The organism is Streptomyces rhizosphaerihabitans, from assembly GCF_025399795.1.
GTDB classification, from domain to species: Bacteria; Actinomycetota; Actinomycetes; order Streptomycetales; family Streptomycetaceae; genus Streptomyces; species Streptomyces rhizosphaerihabitans.
Window position 1 is genome coordinate 153,258 of record NZ_JAODTZ010000011.1, and the last position, 23,252, is coordinate 176,509.

The 23,252-nt window shown below is 68.6% G+C and carries 13 protein-coding genes; 1 reads left to right on the forward strand and 12 read right to left on the reverse strand.

Annotation, left to right across the window (positions count from 1 at the left end):
• Nucleotides 1–105 precede the first annotated feature (105 nt).
• The 8 genes from dxs to ngcE form a co-directional block, all read right to left on the reverse strand.
• Nucleotides 106–2,037 (reverse strand): 1-deoxy-D-xylulose-5-phosphate synthase, encoded by a 1,932-nt coding sequence (dxs, locus tag N4G66_RS14120; RefSeq protein ID WP_261704422.1) that lies wholly within the window; start codon nt 2,035–2,037, stop codon nt 106–108.
• Nucleotides 2,038–2,264: 227 nt separating this feature from the next.
• Entirely contained in the window at nt 2,265–3,587 is a 1,323-nt protein-coding gene (locus tag N4G66_RS14125; protein ID WP_261704423.1) for a sugar ABC transporter permease, read from the reverse strand.
• Complete coding sequence (locus tag N4G66_RS14130) at nt 3,584–4,375, reverse strand: ATP-binding cassette domain-containing protein (RefSeq protein WP_261704424.1); 792 nt, start codon at nt 4,373–4,375, stop codon at nt 3,584–3,586. Before N4G66_RS14130 ends, N4G66_RS14125 begins: the two co-directional genes overlap by 4 nt.
• A 247-nt stretch (nt 4,376–4,622) precedes the next feature.
• Nucleotides 4,623–5,714, reverse strand: a complete 1,092-nt coding sequence (locus N4G66_RS14135) for a sugar ABC transporter substrate-binding protein (RefSeq protein WP_261704425.1) — start codon at nt 5,712–5,714, stop codon at nt 4,623–4,625.
• 133 nt (nt 5,715–5,847) lie between these two features.
• Nucleotides 5,848–7,047: an ROK family transcriptional regulator gene (locus tag N4G66_RS14140; RefSeq protein WP_261704426.1), complete on the reverse strand. Its 1,200-nt coding sequence runs from the start codon at nt 7,045–7,047 to the stop codon at nt 5,848–5,850.
• Between the two features lie 241 nt (nt 7,048–7,288).
• Nucleotides 7,289–8,227, reverse strand: a complete 939-nt coding sequence (locus N4G66_RS14145) for a carbohydrate ABC transporter permease (protein WP_261704427.1) — start codon at nt 8,225–8,227, stop codon at nt 7,289–7,291.
• A gap of 15 nt (nt 8,228–8,242) precedes the next feature.
• Nucleotides 8,243–9,175 carry a carbohydrate ABC transporter permease gene (locus N4G66_RS14150; protein ID WP_261704428.1) on the reverse strand — a complete coding sequence of 311 codons (933 nt, stop codon included), beginning with the start codon at nt 9,173–9,175 and terminating at the stop codon, nt 8,243–8,245.
• An 82-nt stretch (nt 9,176–9,257) separates the two neighbouring features.
• Nucleotides 9,258–10,709 (reverse strand): N-acetylglucosamine/diacetylchitobiose ABC transporter substrate-binding protein, encoded by a 1,452-nt coding sequence (gene ngcE / locus N4G66_RS14155; RefSeq protein ID WP_261704429.1) that lies wholly within the window; start codon nt 10,707–10,709, stop codon nt 9,258–9,260.
• Between the two features lie 486 nt (nt 10,710–11,195).
• Here ngcE and N4G66_RS14160 point away from each other — a divergent pair, with 486 nt between their 5' ends.
• On the forward strand, nt 11,196–15,020 hold the full coding sequence (locus tag N4G66_RS14160; protein WP_391858812.1) for a GH92 family glycosyl hydrolase: 3,825 nt from the start codon (nt 11,196–11,198) through the stop codon (nt 15,018–15,020).
• Nucleotides 15,021–15,041: 21 nt separating this feature from the next.
• Here the strand turns inward: N4G66_RS14160 and N4G66_RS14165 are convergent, their stop codons facing one another.
• The 4 genes from N4G66_RS14165 to N4G66_RS14180 form a co-directional block, all read right to left on the reverse strand.
• Nucleotides 15,042–17,723 carry a tetratricopeptide repeat protein gene (locus N4G66_RS14165; protein WP_261704430.1) on the reverse strand — a complete coding sequence of 894 codons (2,682 nt, stop codon included), beginning with the start codon at nt 17,721–17,723 and terminating at the stop codon, nt 15,042–15,044.
• A 23-nt stretch (nt 17,724–17,746) separates the two neighbouring features.
• Nucleotides 17,747–18,049, reverse strand: a complete 303-nt coding sequence (locus tag N4G66_RS14170; RefSeq protein WP_261704431.1) for a trypco2 family protein — start codon at nt 18,047–18,049, stop codon at nt 17,747–17,749.
• 164 nt (nt 18,050–18,213) lie between these two features.
• Complete coding sequence (locus tag N4G66_RS14175; RefSeq protein WP_261704432.1) at nt 18,214–21,489, reverse strand: GH92 family glycosyl hydrolase; 3,276 nt, start codon at nt 21,487–21,489, stop codon at nt 18,214–18,216.
• Between the two features lie 714 nt (nt 21,490–22,203).
• The gene (locus N4G66_RS14180; RefSeq protein ID WP_261704463.1) at nt 22,204–23,205 is read right to left on the reverse strand and encodes a lytic polysaccharide monooxygenase auxiliary activity family 9 protein; all 1,002 of its coding nucleotides are present in this window, start codon (nt 23,203–23,205) and stop codon (nt 22,204–22,206) included.
• Nucleotides 23,206–23,252: the final 47 nt, after the last annotated feature.

The following is a 23,252-nucleotide window of genomic DNA, read 5'->3' on the forward strand; positions in this document are numbered from 1 at the left end:
GGCAGGTAGCACGTGTTCCCCGGCGCGGCCCGGTTCACGCGGATGGGCCGGTTTCACCACCCGTACAGGGTGCTGAAACCGGCCCATCGGCCCTACGTGGCCGCGTCAGTCGCGCGCGGGCTCCACCGCGTCCATGGCCTGCGCGGTGGTGCGCTCGTACCGGCCGTCGAGCTTGGCGACGAGGCCGGTGACCTGCCGGGCGATGTCCGGCGCGGTCAGGCCGATCTCCGCCATGACCTCGGCGCGGGAGGCGTGGTCGAGGAAGCGCGGCGGGATGCCGAAGTCGCGCAGCGGGACGTCGACGCCCGCGTCGCGCAGGGCCTGCGCGACCGCCGAGCCGACACCGCCGACCCTGGAGTTGTCCTCAACCGTGACGACCACGCGGTGCTGCTCGGCGAGCGGGGCCATGGCCTCGTCGACCGGCTTGACCCAGCGCGGGTCGACGACGGTGGTGGAGATGCCCTGCCGGTCGAGGAGAGAGGCGATCTCCAGGCACATCGGGGCGAGCGCGCCGACGGAGACCAGCAGCACGTCGGGCGCGTCGGTGCCGGGCTCCCGCAGGACGTCCATCCCGCCGATCCGGCCCACGGCGGGGACGGCCGGGCCGACCGCGCCCTTGGAGAAGCGCACCACGGTGGGCGCGTCCTTCACCTGGACGGCCTCGCGCAGCTGGGCGCGGACCTGGTCGGCGTCGCGCGGCGCGGCGAGCCTGAGGCCCGGGACGACCTGGAGGATGGACATGTCCCACATGCCGTTGTGCGAGGCGCCGTCGGTGCCGGTGACGCCCGCGCGGTCCAGGACGAAGGTGACGCCGCACTTGTGCAGGGCCACGTCCATCAGGACCTGGTCGAAGGCGCGGTTGAGGAAGGTCGCGTAGACGGCGAACACGGGGTGCAGTCCGCCAGTGGCGAGGCCCGCGGCGGAGACGGCGGCGTGCTGCTCGGCGATGCCGACGTCGTAGACCCGCTTGGGGAACGCCTTGGCGAACCGGTCGAGGCCGACCGGCTGGAGCATCGCGGCGGTGATCGCGACGATGTCCTCGCGCTCCTTGCCGAGCTCGACCATCTCCTCGCCGAAGACGGAGGTCCAGTCGGCGCCGGAGGAGGCGATCGGCAGGCCCGTGTCGGGGTGGATCTTGCCGACGGCGTGGAAGCGGTCCGCCTCGTCCTGGAGGGCGGGCTGGTAGCCGCGGCCCTTCTCGGTGAGGCAGTGCACGATGACCGGGCCGCCGAAGCGCTTGGCGCGGGCGAGGGCCGACTCCAGGGCCTCGATGTCGTGGCCGTCGATCGGCCCGACGTACTTCAGGCCGAGGTCCTCGAACATGCCCTGCGGGGCGATGAAGTCCTTCAGGCCCTTCTTCGCACCGTGCAGGGTCTCGTAGAGAGGCTTGCCGACGACCGGGGTGCGCTCCAGGAGGTCCTTGCCGCGGGCCAGGAAGCGCTCGTAGCCGTCGGTGGTGCGCAGGGTCGCCAGATGGTTCGCGAGGCCGCCGATGGTCGGCGCGTACGAACGCTCGTTGTCGTTGACGACGATGATCAGCGGGCGGTCCTTGGCGTCGGCGATGTTGTTCAGCGCCTCCCAGGCCATACCGCCGGTGAGAGCGCCGTCACCGATGACGGCGACCACGTGGTCGTTCCTGCCGAGGACCTCGTTGGCCTTCGACAGACCGTCGGCCCAGCCGAGGACCGTGGAGGCGTGCGAGTTCTCGATGATGTCGTGCTCGGACTCGGCCTGCGAGGGGTAGCCGGACAGGCCGCCCTTCATCTTCAGCCGGGAGAAGTCCTGGCGGCCGGTGAGCAGCTTGTGGACGTAGGACTGGTGGCCCGTGTCCCACAGCACTCTGTCCTTGGGCGACTCGAAGACGCGGTGCAGGGCGATGGTCAGTTCCACGACACCGAGGTTGGGGCCGAGGTGGCCGCCGGTCTTGGAGACCGCGTCGACGAGGAAGGTCCTGATCTCGCCGGCCAGCTGGTCCAGCTGCTCCAGGCTGAGCCGGTCCAGATCGCGCGGTCCCCTGATGCGGGTCAGCAGCGGCACCCGTGCCTCCTTGCAGTAGAGCTGTTGCCGGGCTTGGTCGAGTCTAATGTTCCGCCTTTGCGGGCGCGGTCCGGGCCTGGCGTTGTACGCCACACGATCGGCCCAACCGGACGGGAACGCGCGTTCCATGTCCGGACGTGACTGTGCCCGGCGCCACCACTGGCGCCGGGCACAGGATGTTTCACAGGGACGCCGTCGCGCTGTGCTACGGCGTTCCCCGCGGAGTGTTACGCGCGGCCTGCGGCCTTCTGGCTCTTGCGCGAGACGGAGTCGATGACGACCGCGCCCAGGAGCACCGCACCAGTGATCATGTACTGGATGGAGGTGTTCATGTTGAGCAGGTCGAGACCGGTCTGGATCGACTGGATGACCAGCATGCCCAGGAGGGCCGACCAAACGTTTCCGCGGCCACCGAAGAGGCTCGTACCACCGATGACGGCCGCCGCGATGGCGAGCATCAGCGTGTTGCCGCCACCGGCGTTCAGCGTGGCGCTCGCGGTCTGGCCGGCGAAGAACATACCGCCGACCGCCGCGAAACCGCCGGAGATGGCGAAGACGGTGATGCGGACCATGGACACGCTGATACCGGCACGGCGGGCCGCCTCGATGCCGCCGCCGACCGCGAAGATCTTGCGGCCGTACGTGGTGCGACGCAGCACGAAGTCGACGATCACCAGGGAGGCGAGGAAGATCACCAGGGCGTTGGAGACACCGGAGGCGTTGTTCAGCACGGCGGCGGCGGTGAAGGACGCCACGGCGAGCGCTCCGACGCGCAGCAGGATCTCGCTGGTGGGCCGGAAGGGCACACCGGCGGCCCGGCGGCGGCGCTGGTCGATGAACGAGCCCACGAGCATGGAGGCGACACCGAGGCCGGCCAGCACGTAGGCACCGATGACGGCCTGGTCCATGAAGAACGAGCTCTGGCCGAGCAGGTGGACCGGGCCGCTCTCGGCCGGGATGTTGATGGTGCCGCTCGTACCGAGCAGCCACAGCATCAGGCCGTTCCAGCCCAGGAAGCCGGCCAGCGTCACGACGAAGGCGGGCACGCCGATCCTGGCGAAGAACCAGCCCTGCATCGCGCCGATGACGGCCCCGGTCAGGACGGTCAGGAACAGGGCCAGCCAGGCGTTCACGCCGTGGTTGACCACGAACACCGCGAAGACCGTGGAGGCGAGGCCGCTGACCGAGCCGACGGAGAGGTCGATCTCACCGAGCAGCAGGACGAACACCAGGCCGATGGCCAGCATGCCGGTGGCCGACATGAAGTAGCTGATGTTCGACAGGTTGTCGGCGCTGAGGAAGCGGCTGTTCTGCGTCTGGAAGATCGTCCAGATGATGATCAGGCCGATGAAGACCGGCAGCGAGCCCAGCTCGCCACCCTTGATCTTGCGCTTGAACTCGGTGACGTAGCCCTTGAGGCCCTCTTCGCGGACCAGCAGACGCGGGTCCACGACCGACACGGGAGCGGCTGTGGGGTCGTCGGAGGGAGCCACCGTGTTCTGGTGCGCCACCTCGGCCTCCGCCTTGGAAACCTTGGACGTGTCGCTCACTTTGCGGCCTCCGTGTTGCGACGCCCGGCACGACGGGTCACGGCATTGTCCGTGGCTCCGGTGATCGCGGCGATGATCTCTTCGTGGCTGGTGTCCTTCACGGAGAAGGAGCCGTTGTTCTTGCCCAGGCGCAGGACGGCGACGGTGTCCGCGACGGCCTTCACGTCAGCCATGTTGTGGCTGATGAGAATGACGCCGAGGTCGCGCTCGCGCAGCCGCTCGACCAGGTCGAGGACCTGAGCGGTCTGCTCGACACCGAGCGCGGCGGTCGGCTCGTCGAGGATGACGACCTTGGGGTCGCCGATGAGGGCGCGGGCGATGGCCACGACCTGGCGCTGACCGCCGGAAAGGCTCGCGATCGGGATACGCACGCTCGGGATGCGGATGGAGAGTGTGCTGAGCAGCTCACGCGCCTTCTGCTCCATCGTGACCTCGTCGATGACGCCGCGGTGAAGCAGCTCACGACCGAGGTAGAGGTTGCCGACCACGTCGAGGTTGTCGCACAGGGCGAGGTCCTGGTAGACGGTCGCGACGCCGAGTCCCTGGGCGTCGTGCGGCTTGTTGATGCTGACGGGCTGACCGTCCCACTCGATGACGCCCTCATCGATGGGGTGGACACCCGCGATGGTCTTGACCAGGGTGGACTTTCCTGCGCCATTGTCGCCCACCAGGGCGACCACTTCTCCGGGGTGGACCTCCAGCTCGACATCGGTGAGTGCCTGCACAGCACCGAATCGCTTGGAGACTCCGCGCAACGCCAGCACGGGCGTAGCGGACACGTGAACCATCTCCTTCGCCGCCTGACCGGCGGGGATGCCGCGCTCGAACCAACCGGCGCGGAGGGATGTGCGAAATGCACAAGGTTTACAAGATGAACATGCGCGAATCCGCTGCATTTCGCAACGGATCCATCCGACGCCCGCCCCGCAGCGGGGTGTGAAGGTGGGGCAGGCGTCGGACAGGTTCGCGAGACCGCTGAGCGGCCGAAACTCGGGCGACCACCCGTTGCGCGGAGGTCGCCCGAGAGGGTCGTGCTTACTGGAGGCCGGCAGCCTTGCAGGCCTTGGCGAAGTCCGCGGTGCAGATGTCGGCGACGGTGTAGAGCTTGTCCTTGATCACCGTGTCCTTGATGTTGGCCTTGGTGACCGAGACCGGGACCAGGAGCTGCGAGGGCACCTTGTCGCCGGAGCCGCTGGTGAGCTCCTGGGTGGCCAGGGACTTGATGTCCTTGCCCTCGAGCAGGTTGACCGCGAGCTGGGCAGCGGCGTCCGCCTCCGGCTTGAAGGCCTTGTAGACGGTGGAGGACTGGGTGCCGGCGACGATGCGCTGGATACCCGCGAGCTCCGCGTCCTGACCCGTCAGCGGGATGCCACTGATCTTCGCACCCTTGAGGGTGTTCGCGATGCCACCGGCCATGCCGTCGTTGGCGGAGTAGACGCCCGCGATGTTCTTGGCACCGAGCTGCGTGATGGCAGCGGACATCTTCTGGGCGGCGACGGTGTCCTTCCAGAGGCCGGACTGCTCGTAGGCGATGTCGACCTTGCCGTCGAGGGCCTTGTGGGCACCCGCCTTGAACTGACCGGCGTTCGGGTCGGCGTCGTCACCGTTGATCATGACGATCTTCGACTTCGGGGTGGCCTTGGAGCCGAGCGAGGCGAGCAGCGCCTCACCCTGGAGCTGGCCGACCTTCTGGTTGTCGAAGGAGACGTAAGCCGAGACCGGACCCTGGGCGAGACGGTCGTACGCGACGACCTTGATGCCCTTGTCGACCGCGGTCTTGATCGAGGACTTGATGGCGGCCGAGTCCTGCGCGCTGATCACGAGGACCTTGACGCCCTGGGTGATCATGGTGCTGACCTGCTGGGCCTGCTTGGCGGCGTCGCCGGCCGCGTTCGCGTACTGGACCTTGCAGTCCGGGCACAGCTCCTTGACCTTGTTCTCGAAGAGCGGGTGGTCGAACTTCTCGTAGCGCGCGGTGACACTGTCGGGGAGCAGGAGACCGATGGTCTTGCTGCCCGAGGAGGAGGAGCTGCTGCTGTCGCTGGAGCTCTTGTCGCCGGCCTTGCCACAGGCGGCCACCGAGAGGGCCATGGAAACAGCGGCGGTACCGATTACGACTCTGCGCATCGTGTTGTTCATTGGTGGTGCCTCCCTGACAGGGCCGCAACGCTGCGGCCGAGGTGGTTTGGAGTCAACTCGGCCACCCGTGCGACGTCAAGAAGTAAATACTTAACGGGTTGGCAACGGCGTGTTTCGTTCTCTAAGTGAAGGCAGGCGCAGCGGCGGACAGAGACCCGTCCAAAAGGGTCGAATCGCCCATCTCGCTGAGCGCGAGAGCAAGCGCTCCGAGCACCTCCGCACGGCCCCCGAGCGCCCCTGGCAACACCGAGAGCTGACGTGCGGCACTGGGGATCGCATAGCGGCCGACAGACTCCCTGATGGGCCCGAGAACGAGCTCACCGGCCTCGGCGAGATCGCCGCCGAGGACCACCCGGCTCGGGTTCAGCAAATTGCAGAGGTTCGCGACTCCACTGCCGATATGTCGGCCGACGTCGGCGATCACGCGACGGCAGCCCGGATCTCCGTCCCGCGCCAGCCTGACCACGCCCTCCATGGTCAGATCGGTCCCGTGACTGGACTGGAGGAGCGGCAGCACATAGCGCGCCGCCGCGAAGGTCTCCAGGCAGCCGCGGTTGCCGCAACGGCAGACGGGGCCGGATTCATCAAGTGTAATATGCCCGATTTCTCCCGCCGTGCCACCCGGACCGCGGTAGATCTTGCCTTCTATCACCAGGCCCGCGCCGACACCGCTGGCGACCTTGATGTACGCGAGATCCCGGACCCCGCGCCCGCTGCCCCAGACCATCTCGCCGAGCGCGCCCAGATTGGCGTCGTTGTCCACGTACACGGGCACGCCGAGCCGCCCCCGCAGCTCCTCGGCGGGCCTGGCGCCGGTCCAGCCCGGCAGGATCGAGGTGGACCCCAGGGTCCCCGATTCCACGTCGATGGGGCCCGGCACACCGAGCCCCACGCCCGCGACCTTGGAACGGTCCACGCCGGTTGCCGCGATCAGGCGGCTGACCAGCTCCTCGGCCCGGTCGAAGCCCTGCGCGGCGGAGGCGTCGACGTCCAGCGGCTCGGACTCCTCCGCCAGCACCTGATGGGCCAGGTTCCCGACCGCGACGCGCAGATGGGTATGCCCGAAGTCGACACCGATGACGATGCCGGCGTCGCCGCTCAAGGACACGCTGCGCGCCCTGCGGCCGCCGGCCGAAGTGGGCGTGACCTCGACCGTTCCCCCGTCCTTGAGTTCACGAACGATATTGGAAACGGTCGCGGCCGACAGGCCCGTCGTCCTCGCGATCTCCGCCTGTGTGAGCGAACCGGCGAGGCGCACCGCTCGCACGACGCGCTCCAGATTGGCTCGGTGCAGCGAAGACTGCGACCCCGGAGTCTCCATCGACTCATCCACTCCTGCCCTCAGCGGGCGGCCCCGATGCCGCCCGTGTGATCCGGGTCACGTCAACGTGACCCGGTCACTTACAAGTTGTGAACTCCAAGCTCCGCTGAACGGGTTACCGGCGTCAAGTCCTTGACGAAAATCAGGTCCACCCGGTCATGTTCGAGTTCCGGCCGCACCCGGACACACGTACGCCACCCCCGGGGCCGGAGGTGGCGTAGGCGGAGAACGGGACGATTCGCTACTTGAGAGTCGCCGAGGTGAGGCCCGCCTGGACCTGACGCTGGAAGGACAGATAGACGATCAGCATGGGGATCATGGCGATCGTCACGCCGGCGAACAGGACGGGAAGATCGGTGGCGTACCCCTGCTGCTGCTGCAGCTGGATGAGGCCCTGGGTCAGAACGTAGCGTTCCGGATCCGAACTGGTCTGCGGCTGCATCAGCACCGAGGGCAGGATGTACTGGTTCCACTGGCCCAGGACGTTGAAGATGCCGACGCTGAGCAGTCCGGGCTTGGCCATCGGCAGCATGACCTGGAAGAACGCCCGGGTGTGCGAGGCCCCGTCGAGCACCGCCGCCTCGAAGACCGCCGTGGGCAGTGTCCGGAAGAAGGCGTGCATGAAGAACACGGTGAACGGCAGCGAGTAGGCGACGTACACCAGGATCAGGCCTTGGTATGTGTTCAACATGTCGAGACGTTTGACCATGAAGAACAGCGGAACCAGGGCCAGGAAGACGGGGAACATGGCCCCGCCGACGAAGAAGTAGTACACGAGCCGGTTGCCCGGGAACTCGTAGCGGGCCAGTACGTAGGCCGCCATCGCGCCGAGGAGCATGGTCAGCGGGACCGAGAAGACCAGGACGATCAGGGTGTTGGCGAAGTAGTCGCCGATGCCCTTGTTCCAGGCCCGGGTGAAGACGTCGAACTGCCAGTTCGAGGGCCAGCCGAGGGCCGAACCGCCGATCTGCGCGTCGGTCTTGAAGGAGCTCAGGACGAGCCAGAGCAGCGGCAGGATGATCAGGACCGCCCACAGGGCCAGGAAGCCGTGCGAGAAGACGTTGAGGGCCATGCCCTCGGTGCGCTTGTCACCCGGCCGGGGCGGGGCCTTCCTGGCGTTTCGTTGCGGGGGTACTCCGGCGCCGTCGACCTTCGTCGGCTCCGTGATGGGTGCGCTCATAGTCGTGTCTCCCGCTCAGAACTCGATGCGCTCGCGGCGGGTGGCGCGCAGCGTGACCACGGACAGGATCAGGGTGAGAAGGAGCATGACGACGCCCATGGCGCAGGCGTAGCCGCTCTTTCCGAAGTAGAGGAAGTTGCGCATCATGACGTTCGCCATGACCTCGCTGTGGTGGTCGGGCCCGCCGCCGTAGCCGGTGCCCTGGGTCGTGGTCGAGACGAGGACGAACATGTCCATCGCGATGATGCCGAGATAGACCCAGGCGGTCTGCACCGTGTCCCAGAGCAGGGGCAGGGTGACCCGGAAGAAGGTGTGGGTGCGGCTCGCGCCGTCCAGCAGCGCCGCCTCGTAGATGTCCCGCGGGATGGACTGCATGGCGGCCGAGAAGAGCACCAGGTAGAAGCCGACGCCGTGCCAGACGACGACCGCCATCAGGCACCAGAGCACCAGGTTGGGCTCGTTCATCCACTCGATGGGGTTGTTCCCGTCGACCAGGCCGAGCTTGATCAGCAGGCCGTTGAGCAGACCGCCGCTGTCACTGCGGTAGAGGGCCCCGAAGAGCACCGCCACGATCGCGAGCGAGAGCACCTGCGGGAAGAAGTACACGATCTTGTAGAACCGCGAGCCGGCGACGCCCTGTACGCCACCGGCGCCGCCCCGCCCGCCCGCGTTCACCATGAAGGCGAAGAAGAGGGCGAGCAGGATGGTGATCACCGGGATGAACACCAGGAACAGGATGTTGTGCCAGATCGCTTCGAGGAATACGTCGTCCTGGAACAACGCCTTGTAATTGTCCAGGCCGACGAAACTGAACGTCTGCGACTGACCCTTCCAGTCGGTGAAGGAGTAACCGATGGTCTGTAGGTAAGGCCAGATCACGAAGATCAGATACAGCGCCAAAGGTGCGAGGAGAAACCCCGCGACGAACCGGTACTGCCCTTTTCGCATGGCATCCTGCCCTGGTGTTCCGGGTGTGCGTGACCCGGGTGTTCCGGGTGCGCGTGCCCCTGATGTTCCGGGTTTTACGTGATCAGTCGCGGTGGTTCTTCTTGGACGCCGGGTCCTTGGCCGCCTTGTCGACCGCCGCCTGGGCCCGCTTCAGCCATTCCTTCGGCTGAATGCGCTTGGACATCAGCTCGTTGGACGCGTTCTGGATGGAGACGTCCATCTCGCTGTACCAGTTGAAGTACAGGTAGTTGAAGGTGTTGTCACCCGCCGCCTTGGACGCGTCGACGGTGGACTGCGTACCGGGACGCAGCTGCACGCCCTCGGACACGCTGTCCTTGAGGATGGTGAGCGAGTTGGCTTTCTGCGCGAAGAGCGTCGACCACTCCTTGGAGAGCATGGAGCGCATGAACTCCTTGGCCTCGGGCAGGTTCGCGGCCTTCGCCGGGATGATGAACGGCTCGCCGGAACCCGCCCGGATCGCCTCGAACGGCAGCTTGTCGCCGGACAGGCTGGGCATCGGCATGAACTTCATGTCGAAGTCGGCCGGGGTCTGCTTGAGCTGCTCGTTCTCCAGCCAGGAGCCACAGGTGATGAACGCGGCCTTGTACTGGTTCCACCGGGTCTGCGACTCGGTGTGGGTCAGGCCGTTGGTCCCGGGCATCAAGTAGCCCTTTTCCACGACCTCGTAGATCGCCTCGATGGCCGCCTGGGCGGCGTCGGACCCGACGAACGCCTTGGGGTCGAGGTTGTCGATCGCCTTCATGGCGTCCAGACCGCCCTGCTTGGCGATCAGGTCCATGATGGCGATGTTGATGTAGTACGGGTACTTGCCCTGGTGGGCGAGGCCGCCGATGCCCTGCGACTTGGCGTCCTTGCAGATGGCGAGGAAGTCGTCCCAGGTCTTGGGGACCTCCCAGCCCTTCTCCTTGAAGAGCTTGCCGGAGTACCACAACCCCCACACCGTGTAGATGTAGTTGAGGGACACGACCTTGCCGCCCTGCAGGCCCGGGTCGAGCGTGCCGGGGATCAGGGTGTCGCGGACCTTCTTGGTCGGGTCGTCGATGGACGGGGCGTCGAGGACCGAGGCCAGGTCGAGGAGCTGGCCGCTCTTGTAGAGCACGTCCAGCTTGATCTGCTGGGCGCCCGAGTCGTCGACGATGTCCGGCGGGTTGCCGCCGTTGAAGCGCGGCTGGAGCTTGCCGGTGATCTCCTGGGTACCGGTGTGGGCGCTCTTGGAGCCCCACTTCTTGTCGAAGGCCGCTTCCCACGCCTTGGCGTACTCGTCGCCGTAGCCGCCCTTGAAGACGACGACGTCGAGCTTGCCGCCGCCCTTCTTCACGCCGAAGGGGTTGTCCTTGCTGGTCTTGCCGGTGCCCTTGTCGCCGGAGTTGTCGTCACTGCCCCCGCCGCTCGCACACGCGGACAGGAAGCTCATCGTCGGGACGGTGATCAGACCGAGTGCGGCCGACCTCTTGATGAGGTCACGGCGGCCGACACCCTCGGGGCTGCTGTTCTCGGCGGAAGTGGATCCCATGCTCAAGTCCTCGCCTTCTCCAGGACTCAGGCGGTGAACCGGATCCTCCCCGGCACCGCGGTTAGGTCAAGCTGGGGTCGTGCATGGGGGATTCAGTGGGACGAATCGGCGGTACGTGTATGGACCACGGTCCGCCGGCCCTCGAAATTCCCCCTGGGTCCTGCCTGTCCAGTGCCAGTCGATCGACTGGCCGGACGCGACAGGTATAGTCCACTTCCCGCCAGCGGAGCAAGATCGAATGCAGGTTTGCCCGTCGGTCTTTTCCGAGTTGAGACCTCCCGGAAATATGGGGCACCCCCGGACCACCCCGGCGAAGATCCACAGGAGGCCAACCTCCCGCAATGAACGCAATGCACGGTTCGTCACACGGTATTCACCCCGGATGCCACATCCAACACCCTTGACAGCACTGTCAACTTGACTCCCAAATGGTCCTTGCGCATCGAATTTGACAACGTTGTCCAGGTGCAGGGAGGGTGCTCGCGCATGCAGCACAGAGCTCGGTACAGACAGAGTTCCACGCGTCGGACCGGATGGCTTTCCTCGACGGCACTGGGGGTGGCAGCGCTCTCCCTGTTAGCGGCTTCGCAGGGAGCGGCCATCGCCCTGCCCGCGCAAACGGCGTCCGCCGACCGGGAATTCAGCTCCTCGTTCGAATCGGGCGATCCGGCTCCGGACTGGCTCAACACGGTGGATACGGCTCCTGACGGGACAAAGCGGTCCTCCGAGGTCGACGGCGGCTACAGCACCGGCATCCCCGGCAATGTGACCGACCATGTCACCGACGTGCGGGCCAGCGGCGAGAACACCGGCGCGGGCGAGGTCAAGGAGAACCTCGTCGACGGCGAGTCGAGCAGCAAGTGGCTGACCTTCGAGCCCACCGGCTGGGCGGAGTTCGACCTGGACGCGCCGGTCAAGGTGGTCACGTACGCGATCACTTCCGCAAACGACCACGACGAGCGCGACCCGAAGGACTGGACCCTCCAGGGCTCCACCGACGGCAAGGACTGGAAGACCCTCGACACCCGCTCCGGCGAGTCCTTCGGCGAGCGGTTCCAGACGAAGACGTACGACATCCAAAGTCCCGTCGAGTACCAGCACTTCCGGCTCGACGTCACCAAGAACAACGACGGCGACATCCTTCAGATCGCCGACGTCCAGTTCTCGACGGGGCAGAGCGACGACCCGACCCCCAAGGACATGCTCTCGCTCGTGGACCGGGGGCCGAGCGGCTCACCGACCGCCAAGGCGGGCGCGGGCTTCACCGGCAAGCGTGCGCTGCGCTACGCCGGCACCCACAAGGGCGACGGCCGGGCGTACTCGTACAACAAAGTCTTCGACGTGAACGTCGCCGTCCGGCGCGACACCGAACTGGCGTACCGCGTCTTCCCCTCGATGGCGGACGGCGACCGGGACTACGACGCCACGAACGTGTCCGTGGACCTGGTCTTCACCGACGGCACCTCGCTGAGCGATCTGAACGCCGTGGACCAGCACGGGTTCGCGCTGACACCGCAGGGCCAGGGCGCGTCCAAGGTGCTGTACGTCAACCAGTGGAACAACGTGACCTCGCGGATCGGTTCCGTCGCGGCCGGGAAGACCGTCGACCGGATCCTCCTCGCGTACGACTCGCCGAAGGGCCCCTCGAAGTTCCGCGGCTGGCTGGACGACGTCTCCCTGAAGGCGGCCGCCCCCCAGAAGCCCAAGGCGCACCTGGCGGACTACGCGCTGACCACCCGCGGCACCAACTCCAGCGGCGGCTTCTCGCGCGGCAACAACTTCCCCGCGACGGCCGTCCCGCACGGCTTCAACTTCTGGACGCCGGTGACCAACGCGGGCTCGCTGAGCTGGCTGTACGACTACGCGCGCGCCAACAACGCGGACAACCTGCCCGCCATCCAGGCGTTCAGCGCGAGCCATGAGCCGAGCCCCTGGATGGGGGACCGGCAGACCTTCCAGGTGATGCCGTCGGCCTCCTCCGGCACCCCGGACACCGGCCGGGCGGCCCGTGAGCTGGCCTTCCGGCACGAGAACGAGACCGCGCGGCCGTACTACTACGGTGTGACCTTCGAGAACGGTCTCAAGGCGGAGATGGCGCCGACCGATCACGCCGCCGCCCTGCGCTTCACCTATCCCGGTGACGACGCGAGCGTGATCTTCGACAACGTCACCGAGCAGGCGGGGCTGTCGCTGGACACCTCGGCGGGTGTCGTGACCGGCTACTCGGACGTCAAGTCCGGCCTGTCGACCGGCGCCACACGGCTCTTCGTCTACGGGGTGTTCGACGCGCCCGTGACCGAGGGCGGCTCCAGCGGCGTCAAGGGCTATCTGAAGTTCAAGGCCGGCGCCGACCACACCGTCACCCTGCGCCTGGCCACCTCGCTGATCAGCATCGACCAGGCCAAGGACAACCTGAGCCAGGAGATCCCGGACGGCACGTCGTTCGACGCGGTCAAGAAGGGTGCGCGCAAGCAGTGGGACCGGCTGTTCGGCAGGATCGAGGTGCAGGGCGCCACCGCTGACCAGCTGACGACGCTGTACTCCAGCATGTACCGGCTGTATCTGTACCCCAACTCCGGCTTCGAGAAGGTGGGTTCGAAGTACCAGTACGCCTCGCCGTTCTCCCCGATGCCGGGTCCTGACACCCCGACCCATACCGGTGCGAAGATCGTCGACGGCAAGGTGTACGTCAACAACGGCTTCTGGGACACCTACCGGACGACCTGGCCAGCGTACTCGCTCCTGACGCCCGGTCAGGCAGGTGAGATGGTCGACGGGTTCGTGCAGCAGTACAAGGACGGCGGCTGGACCTCGCGCTGGTCCTCGCCCGGCTACGCGGACCTGATGACCGGCACCTCGTCGGACGTGGCGTTCGCGGACGCGTACGTCAAGGGCGTCGGCTTCGACGCCGAGTCGGCGTACGAGGCGGCGCTGAAGAACGCGACGGTCGTCCCGCCGACCTCCGGCGTGGGCCGCAAGGGCATGGCCACCTCACCCTTCCTCGGCTACACGAGCACCGCCACGGGCGAGGGCCTGTCGTGGGCCATGGAGGGCTACGTCAACGACTACGGCATCGCCGAGATGGGCAAGGCGCTCTACAAGAAGACCGGTGAGAAGCGCTACAAGGAGGAGTCGGACTACTTCCTCAACCGCTCCCAGGACTACGTGAACCTCTTCGACTCCAAGGCCGGCTTCTTCCAGGGCCGGGACGCGAAGGGCAACTGGCGGGTCGACTCGTCGAAGTACGATCCGCGCGTGTGGGGTTACGACTACACGGAGACCGACGGCTGGGGGTACGCGTTCACCGCGCCGCAGGACTCGCGCGGACTGGCCAACCTGTACGGCGGCCGCAGTGCGCTCGCGCAGAAGCTCGACACGTACTTCGCGACCCCCGAGACCGCGTCCCCGGACATCGTGGGCTCCTACGGCGGGGTCATCCATGAGATGACCGAGGCCCGGGACGTACGGATGGGCCAGTACGGGCACTCCAACCAGGTGGCCCACCACGTGAACTACATGTACGACGCGGCCGGACAGCCCTGGAAGACCCAGAAGAACGTCCGCGAGGTCCTCTCCCGGCTCTACACCGGCAGCGAGATCGGCCAGGGCTACCACGGTGACGAGGACAACGGCGAGCAGTCCGCCTGGTACCTGTTCTCGTCGCTCGGCTTCTACCCGCTGGTGATGGGCAGTGGCGAATACGCCATCGGTTCGCCGCTGTTCACGAAGGCGACGGTCCACCTGGAGAACGGCCACGACCTGGTGATCAAGGCCCCGCGGAACAGCACGAGGAACGTGTACGTGCAGGGCGTGCGGTTCAACGGCAAGCGGTGGAACTCGACTTCGCTCCCCCACTCGCTGATCACCCGTGGCGGAGTCCTGGAGTTCGACATGGGCGCCAAGCCGTCCTCGTGGGGCACGGGCAAGGACGCGGCACCGGTGTCGGTCACCGAGGACGACAAGGTGCCTGCGCCGCGCGCGGACGTTCTCAAGGGGGACGGCGCGCTGTTCGACAACACCTCGGCGACGGACGCCACCGTCACCTCGATGGACCTGCCGGTCGGCGCCGCCACCGAGGGAGTCCAGTACACGCTGACGTCCTCGGACCACGCGAAGGCCCCGACCGGGTGGACCCTGCAGGGTTCCTCGGACGGGACGACGTGGACGGACCTCGACAAACGCTCCGGTGAGTCCTTCCCCTGGGACCGGCAGACCCGGGCGTTCACGGTCGCGGACCCGGGCTCGTACGCCCACTACCGTCTCGTCCTCGACGGCGAGTCGACGCTCGCGGAGGTGGAACTGCTGGGCTGACGCCTGCCTCCGGGGACCCGCTCAGTCCGACGTCCGTTCCAGCGCCGCCTCCAGCTCCGCCACGCGGCGCGTGGCGTCGATCGAGCGAGCCAGTTCCAGCGCCTCGCCGTACGCCTCACGGGCGGCGGCGGGGCGCCGGGCGTGGAGGTGGATGTCTCCGAGGATGGTGAGCATCGTCGCCAGCCCCGCCCGGTCGCCCCGGTCGCGATGGAACGCGATCGCGGGCGACAGAACCTCCTCGGCTTCGGCGTACCGGCCCATCTGGTCGTACGCCAGAGCCAGATGCCACTGGACCCAGACGATCTCGGCGGCATCCCCACGGCGTCGGCTCTCCGCCAGGGCCTCCGTCAGCACGCGTGCCGCGTCCTCGGGACGGTCCATCTGCCGGTACGCGTCCCCCATGTGCGCGGCGAGCCAGATCTCGGCGCCCTTGTCCTCGCGTTGCCGGTAGATGGCCCGGGCCTCGACGTAGCGGCGCAGAGCGTCCCGGGGACGGTCCAGATCGCACTGGAGATCGCCGAAGTGCGTCAGGATCCAGGCCGCCTTGTCCTCGTCGCCCGCGCCGCGCGCGATCTCCAGTGCCCGCTCGTACAGTGCGGTGGTCTCCTGCCGGCGTCCCAGCAGGCGTCTTGCCTCGGCGAGGTGGATGAGCGAGCCCAGCTCGGCCGGCTCGTCGCCCACTCGGCGTGCCGCCTCCACCGCCATGGCCTTGACCGCCTCCATCTCCTCCCAGTGGCTCCGGTGGAAGAGCAGCCCGTAGAGCGAGCCCGCCAGCCTCAGGAGCGGCTCCCACTCCTGGCTCTCGTACGCCTGGCGCACGGCCGCCTGCACGTTGAGGTGTTCCTCGGTGAACCACCCGATCGCCTCCTCGGGCGGCAGCTCGTGGGCTCCCGGCCGGCTCATCCAGCCGTCCATCCGGTCCGCGTACCACTCCAGGGAGCGCCGGACGGCCTCCCGCCGTTCGGCCTCCGATTCGGTGCGCTCGGCGTGCTCCCTCGCGTACAGGCGCAGCAGGTCGTGCAGCCGGTAGCGGCCGCCCGTGACGTCCATGACCTCGACCAGCTGCCGGTCGGCGAGTTCGCCGAGCAGTCGTTCGGACTCGTCCGGCCCGAGGTCCGCGCACCTTGCTGACAGCTCGGGCACGAAGTCGGCTCCGGGGAGCAGGCCGAGGTGCCGGAACAGGCGACGGGTGTCCTCCCGCAGGGCCCGGTAGCTGAGCTCGAACGTGCTTCGTACCCCGATGTCCTCGCCGTCCAGACGACCCTCCAGCTGCGAGATGCGCTGCCGCTCGTCGGCCAGCAACATGGCATGGACGCTCAACGGCCTCCTCAGGGCAAGAACATTCCCTCCCGTGATGCGGATGGCAAGGGGCAGGCCTCCCAGAAGGGTGATGATGCCGTTCGCCGCACTCGGCTCACGGGCGATCCGTTCGGCACCGATGATCCGCTCGAAGAGCCGCAGCGCCTCCGCGGTGGGCAGCGGCTCGACGGGCAGCCGCTCCGCTCCCGTGACCGAGGGCAGTTCGGAGCGGCTGGTGAGGAGCGCGGCGCTGCCCGGCGAGACGGGGAGCAGCGGAACGATCCGGGCCACGTCGGCCACGTTGTCCAGCACGAGGAGGCTGGGGCCGTCTTCGAGTCGCTTCTGCAGTTCGGCACGGCGTGCGGGCGCGTCGGGCGGCAGCCTGTCGCCTGTGAGTCCGAACGCCTGCAGTGCCTGGATCATGGCAGCGTCGGTGGACACGTCGAAGTGGCCGCCTCCGAGGTCCACCTGGATGCGTGCGTGCCAGAAGGTGGGTCCCAGATGGTGGGCGATCTGTGTGGCCAGCTGTGTCTTTCCGACACCGGCCATGCCGTGCAGGACCAGCACCGGGGCACTGTCCGCCAGGCGGTCGGTGAGCAGGACGGTCGCCTTCGCGAGCGCCCTTTCCCGGTCGGTGAAGTCCGCCACCGCACGGCCCAGACGCGTGTACCGGGTCGCCCGGCGTCCGGTGCCCGTACGGGCGTGCGGCAGGACGACCCAGTTGCCCAGTCCGAGGTCCCGCCACCACGGCGCGCCCTCTCCCAGCGCCGTCAGTCCCGTCACCGGAGCCACGGTCAGGGTCGAGGCCCCCTCGGGCAGATGGTGCTCGGTGATGACTCCGACGGCCAGCGCCCCGAGCTCCGGGTGGTCGCTGAACACCACCGCTCCGGACATGCCGCGCCACTGAGAGGTGTGGCCCGCCTGCGGTCCCAGCTGTTCCGGCGTGGATGTCGTCCGCAGTTCCAGCAGTCTGCGTCGCACGTTGGAACCCGGTGGGATGACGCCCTGGATCTGCACACTGTCGCGCAGGGGGACGCCGGCGCCGTCCGTCGGATGTTCGTTCCACCCCGGATAGCCGATCGCCCAGCAGTTCTCGACCAGCTTGGTCTGACGGCGGTCGACACGGGCGAAGCGCACGGCCGGCATGTCGCCCAGGGAAGGATCGGCGGACACCCGCAGCAGGGCGATGTCCCCGTCCCTCTCCGCGGCGAGTACGTCCGCCGGCAGTTGGGATCCGTCCCCTCGCCGGACGCTGATCAGGTCGTCGGCGAGGCCGTCCGTGAGGACGTTGTGCGCGGCGGTGAGCACCAGCCTGCCGCCCACCAGGTATCCGGAACCGACACTCCAGGTGCCGGAAGCACGTCTGCGCAGCACCTCCACCGCGCGATCGACCGGGCTGATCACCAATGCCGTCCGGGGCAGCCGGGTCAGGGCCTGGTGAGGGAGTCACGCGTCACGTGGACCGGCCTCCCGGAACGGTCGGTCGGCGCCTCCAGGGTCAGCGTGATCCGCTGGATCTCCTCCTTGCGGTACCCGCCGTCGCCCCCCAGCTCCAGCACCCAGAATTTGGCGCGCCCCGTGCCGCTCGCCTCCCGGGTGATGCCGACACTGATCTCCAACTGCACCTGCCCGACACCGAAACAGAAGTCCGCGTCCGTGCCGGCGGCGACTGCTTCGGTGAGTTCCTCGCGCAACGCGGCGATGGTTTCGGCCAGTCCAAGGTTTCCCACAGCCATTCCCCCGATTCCCCCGTGTCCGTCCGAGGCGCGCTCCGACGTGCGGGACGATTATTCCCAGCCGCACGGACGGCCACGCGGGAATCCGAGGAACGCCGCGGCGGGCGAACCGTCATGGCATTCTGGGCGGTTCGGACGGCCCGGACGCGTTCGCTGGTTCAGCCGGTGGCGAGGGTGAAGACGTGCAGGTCCGCGTCGTCCGGGAGGGTGACGCTCTTGATGGTCCTGCCGGCCGGCGCGGTGAAGGGTTCGGTGGCGAAGACGTACGTGGCCACCGGGTCCTTGTCGGCACCGGCGACGTTGCGGTAGGCGGCCCTGGCGATGGTCTCGTTGCCGTACTGGACGGTGCCGCCCCCGCCGCCGACGGTCCAGTCGGTGAAGGACAGGTCGACGGTGTCGGTGCCGCCGTCGGTGTAGGTGACGGTCGCCCTGGTCTCCTGGTTGCCGTTCACGGCACTGCCGATGAAGGACAACCGGCTTGCCGGGTCCGTCAGTTCGATGTTCTGTGAGGTCGCCGAGGCGTTGTCGGGGCGGCCGGACGGCGATTTCGGCCAGGTGTAGGAGAGACCGTCCACCGTGCCCCGGCTGCCGGGGGTGAGGCCCGCGTCCGCGAGGGCCTGCCGGGAGTAGCTCCAGCCACCGCCGTCGTAGTCCGCCTCGGCGTGGTCTCCGATGTCGTCGGAGACACCGGTGTTGTTGTAGGCCGCGAGAAGGGATCCCGGTGCCGCGACCGTCAGGGCCACCGGCTGGGTGTACGAGGTGTCGGCTGAGGTCACCGTCACCTTGACGTCGTAGAACCCCTGCTCGGCGTCGTCGGAGGCGGTGAGGGCGATCCGCTGGGCGCCGTCGGTCACCGTGCCCTCGGCGGGCGTCGCCGTCACGCCTGCGGGCACGTCCACGTGGAAGCGGACCTCGGGACCGGCGCCGCCGCCGAGGGCGAGGGCGCGGATGTCGAGCGCGGTGCTGCCACCGGGCGCGAGCGTCGCCGCGGTCGGTCCCACACCGATCTGGTACGGCTGCTCACCCTTGCGGAAGGAGGGCGGCGCGGCCGTCTCGGCGCTGCCCCAGCTCCTGTCGGCCGTGGCGGACAGCGTGTAGTCGAGTGTGCCGCCGTCGCGGACGAAGGAGGCCGGGAGCCAAGGCCGTTCACTCGTACGGCCGTCCACGCGCAGCGAGTGCACGTACGGGGCGTCGACGGCCGCGCCCCGGGCCCGGATCTCGATGTCGGCGCCGCCCGGACGCTCGATCTCGATCCTCGGGAACAGCGGTGAGGACAGGGTGAGTTCGGCGCGTGAGGGCACCTGGGGGTACATGCCGAGCGCGGAGAATACGTACCAGGACGACATCTCGCCGAGGTCGTCGTTGCCGGGGATGCCGCCCGGTTGCGTCGACCACAGCCGCGTCATCGCCGCGCGGACGGTCTCCTGGGCCTTGTAGGGCGCGCCCGCGTAGTCGTACAGGTAGGGCACGTTGACCGACGGCTCGTTGTCCAGTTCGGACTTGTCGCCGCCGCTGCCGGTGAACGCCCAGCCGCCGTCCGCGTCGTGGAAGAACGTGTCGAGGCGGTCGAGGGCCTTCGCGCGCCCGCCCATGGCGGCGAAGAGGCCCGCCGGGTCGTGCTGCACCATCCAGGTGTACTGGGCCGCCGTGCCCTCCACGAAACCGTTGCCGGTCGCCGGGGTGAAGCCGGTCACCCAGCTTCCGTCGGCCTTGCGGTTGGCGATGTAGCCGCCGCCGGGATCGGCCGCGATGTTGAAGTTGTTCTGCCACCACTGGGAGCGCGCGGAGAAGTCGGCGGCGGTCTTCCGCTCCCCCGCCGCCGAGGCCAGTTGGGAGATCGCGAAGTCCGCGCCGGACATCTCCAGGGTCTCGGCGGCGCCGCCCCAGGCGTTGGACACGGACGGCATGTAGTGATGTTCGAGGTACTTGTCGAGCGAGGGCCGCTGACCGGCCGAGAGCACCGGCTTGCCCGCCGGGGAGAGGTCCGCCTCGGTCGGGACGGTCGCCGCCTTCACCAGGGAGGCCAGCGCTCCGCGCAGGTCGAAGTCGGTGCCGCCGAAGGCGCGGATGCCCGCGAGGGCGGGCGCCGAGGGATCGCCGTTCATGACGTGCGTACCGCTCGCGCCGTGCAGCCAGCGGTCCCAGACTCCCCCGTTCTGCCGGGCGAGTTCGAGCAGCGACTGCGCGATGTCGGAGCCGGTGTCCGGGTTCAGCAGGGTCAGCAGCTGGACCTGGGAGCGGTAGACGTCCCAGCCGGAGAAGGTGCCGTACTGCGCTTCGTGGCCCCGGCTCACGGTGTGCACCTTGTCGTCGGGGCCCCGGTATCTGCGGTCGGCGTCGCTGATGACGTTCGGGTGCAGAAGGGCGTGGTAGAGCGCGGTGTAGAAGGTGGTGCGGTCGGTGTCGGTGCCGCCGCCCACGCCGATCGCGCCGAGCCGCTCGCGCCAGGCGCGGTGGGCGGAGCGCTGGACGGAGGCGAAGGAGCGGGACGGCGGGTTCTCGTCCGCGAGGTTGGCGGCGGCGCCTTCCTGACTGACGTACGAGATACCGACCTTGACGTTCACCGGATCGGTGCCGGGCGCGAACTCCACATAGCCGCCGGCCCCCTTGCCCGCGACGGGACGGCCGCCCTGCGCGAAGCCTCCGGTGCCGCCGCTCGCCTCGGTGGCCCCCGGGCTCAGCCGGTCGTCCTGCCAGGCGCCGGCGGCTTTGAAGTCGCGGTCGAAACGTGCGGTGAAGTACAGGGTGTAGTAGGAGTGCTGGCCCTCGGGGTCGAGGTAGCCGCAGAAGTTCCCGGAGGTGACCGAGCCGGAGACGGTCCGGGTCGCCGGGTCGATCCGTACGGTCGAATCAGTGGACCCGACCTCGGAGTTGGCCGTGCGGATCAGCATCGAGGCGGGCTTGTCGGCGGGGAAGGTGAAGCGGCCCGAGCCGGTACGCGCGGTCGCCGTGAGGTCGGCGGTCACCCCGGAGGCGAGTCCCACCTTGTAGTGGCCGGGCTCGGCCCGCTCGTCGGCGTGCGCGAAACCGGACGCGTAGACGGCGTCCTTGGTGTCGCTCGCCGGGGAGGAGGTGACCTCACCGGTGTACGGGAAGAACGGGATGTCGCCGCTGCCGCCCGCGCATCCCGTTCCGGACATGTGGGTGAGGCTGAAGCCCCGGATGCGCGTGGCGTCGTACTGGTAGCCGCCGGGCGCGGCCGTGCGGGTGGCGTCCCCGCGGGTGTTCTCTGGGCTCCAGGAGAGCATGCCGAAGGGCGTGACGGCCCCCGGGAACACATTGCCGCCGTTCTTGGTGCCGATGAGCGGGTCGACGTACGCGGTGGGGTCCTTGACGAGTCGCGGTGGACCCGACGGGGGTGCGGCGAGCGCCGGAGTGGCGCCGGCGACCGTCAGTGCGACGGCCAGCAGGATGGATGACGGACGGAAACGCATGACGCGGCCCCTCCTCCTTCGGACGGGTCGCGCACCACGGGTCGCACAAGCCGCAGGGACAGTAACGTGCGCCACGGGTACCACGGAAGACCGCCTCCGCCGCCGGGGACGCGCCCGGCACGCACTCCAATGGCGCCGCGGGCGGCACGCCGGGCACGCACCCCGCCCGCGCCAACTGCGACGCGCCCGGCACGGACTCCAACAGCACAGTGGGCGGCACGCCCGGAACACACCCCGCCCGCGCCCCCTGCGGCGCAGCCTCCACCTCCTGCGACGCGCCCGGCACGCTCCTGCGTCACAGCGACGCAGGCGCCCGGGCACGCCCCCTGGGTCACAGCCGACGCGTCCAGTCGCACCCACCACCCGCACCACCAGGGACGCGCCCGGCACCCACCCCGATGGCGCACGCCGATGACAGGCCCGACCACGCGGCCCGGAGCGCGGCCCGGCACGCGGCCCCCGCACCCGACGACGCAGCCCGCACAGGGGGCGAGCGTCAAAACGAGGCGGTCCGCCCAGAGGCGGGCGTCAAGTTGCTTGACATCGTTGTCCGTTGAGGCGATAGAGTCTTGCGCAGACCGCTAGACAACGTTGTCGCGCACCGTGGTCGCCACAAGCCGCACCATCCCGGGCAGGACCTCCCCCGACCCGTCCGGGCTCGCGGACCGGGCGGGTCCGAACCCACCCACCCGGTCCGCCCCGAGCGTTGCCCGTTCAACCGACCCGGCAGGGCAGGGTCGTCGACGGATCGTCGCCCGAGCCCTGGACGACGTACCCGAACGTCGTACTGCCGCCCGGACTCAGCGATCCGTTCCAGTCGGCGTTGTGCACCATCACGCCCTGACCGCTGTAGGTCGCGTTGCCGTTCCACAGACTGGCGACCGACTGACCGCCCGGCAGCGTCCAGTCGACCATCCAGCCGAGCATCGGCACGGTGCCGGAGTTGGTGACGGTCACCTCGGACTGGTAGCCGCCGGGCCAGCTGTTGGTCGTCCGGCGGGTCGCCGAGCAGGTGCCGGGCGGCGGTTCGGTCGGGTTGCCTGGATCGTGGATGCCCGTGACCTCACCGTTCCCGCCGTCGAAGACGACGTCGGAGCAGGAGTAGAAGGTCTCCGTGCTGTCCGAGCGCTGCCAGACCATGTAGATGATGTGGCGGCCGGACTTGCCCGCCGGCAGTTTGCCGCTCCAGGAGTAGTTGGCCTCGACCGTGCCCGGGGTGCCGTTGAGCGGCGGGTGGTCGACGGTGAGGAACGGCTGATCCTCCATGGCGTCCCAGGTGAGCGCCCCGGTCGGGTCGAAGCCGTCCTTGGTGATGTAGACGTAGAACCAACCGGGGTGCGCCGCCCAGGCGTTGTACGCGAAGTCGACGGTCGCGCCCGAGGTCAGGTGGGTCAACGGCCAGTCGGAGCGCGGCAGATCGAAGCCGGAGAAGTTGGGGTTGCCGCCGCTGCACAGCTGACCGTCCGGGACGAAGCCGCGAGTACGCCCGGCGCCGTCCGAACGCAGCACCGAGAACCAGTTGTAGAACGGCGTGGTCCCGCTGACCTGTTGCGCCGCCTTGCAGGCCGGGTTGACCGGCTTGATCTCGCCGGTGTCGGTGAGCCCGTCCTGCCAGCACAGGAACGTGCGGCTGCCGGGCTTCATGGGGGTGCCGTGCGCCTCCGCCCGGCCGCCGGTCACGACGATCAGGGCGAGGGCCGGGAGCACGGCCAGCAGGGCGAGAAGGACGAGGAAGGGGGACGGGTGGCGGCCGGGGAGCCGCG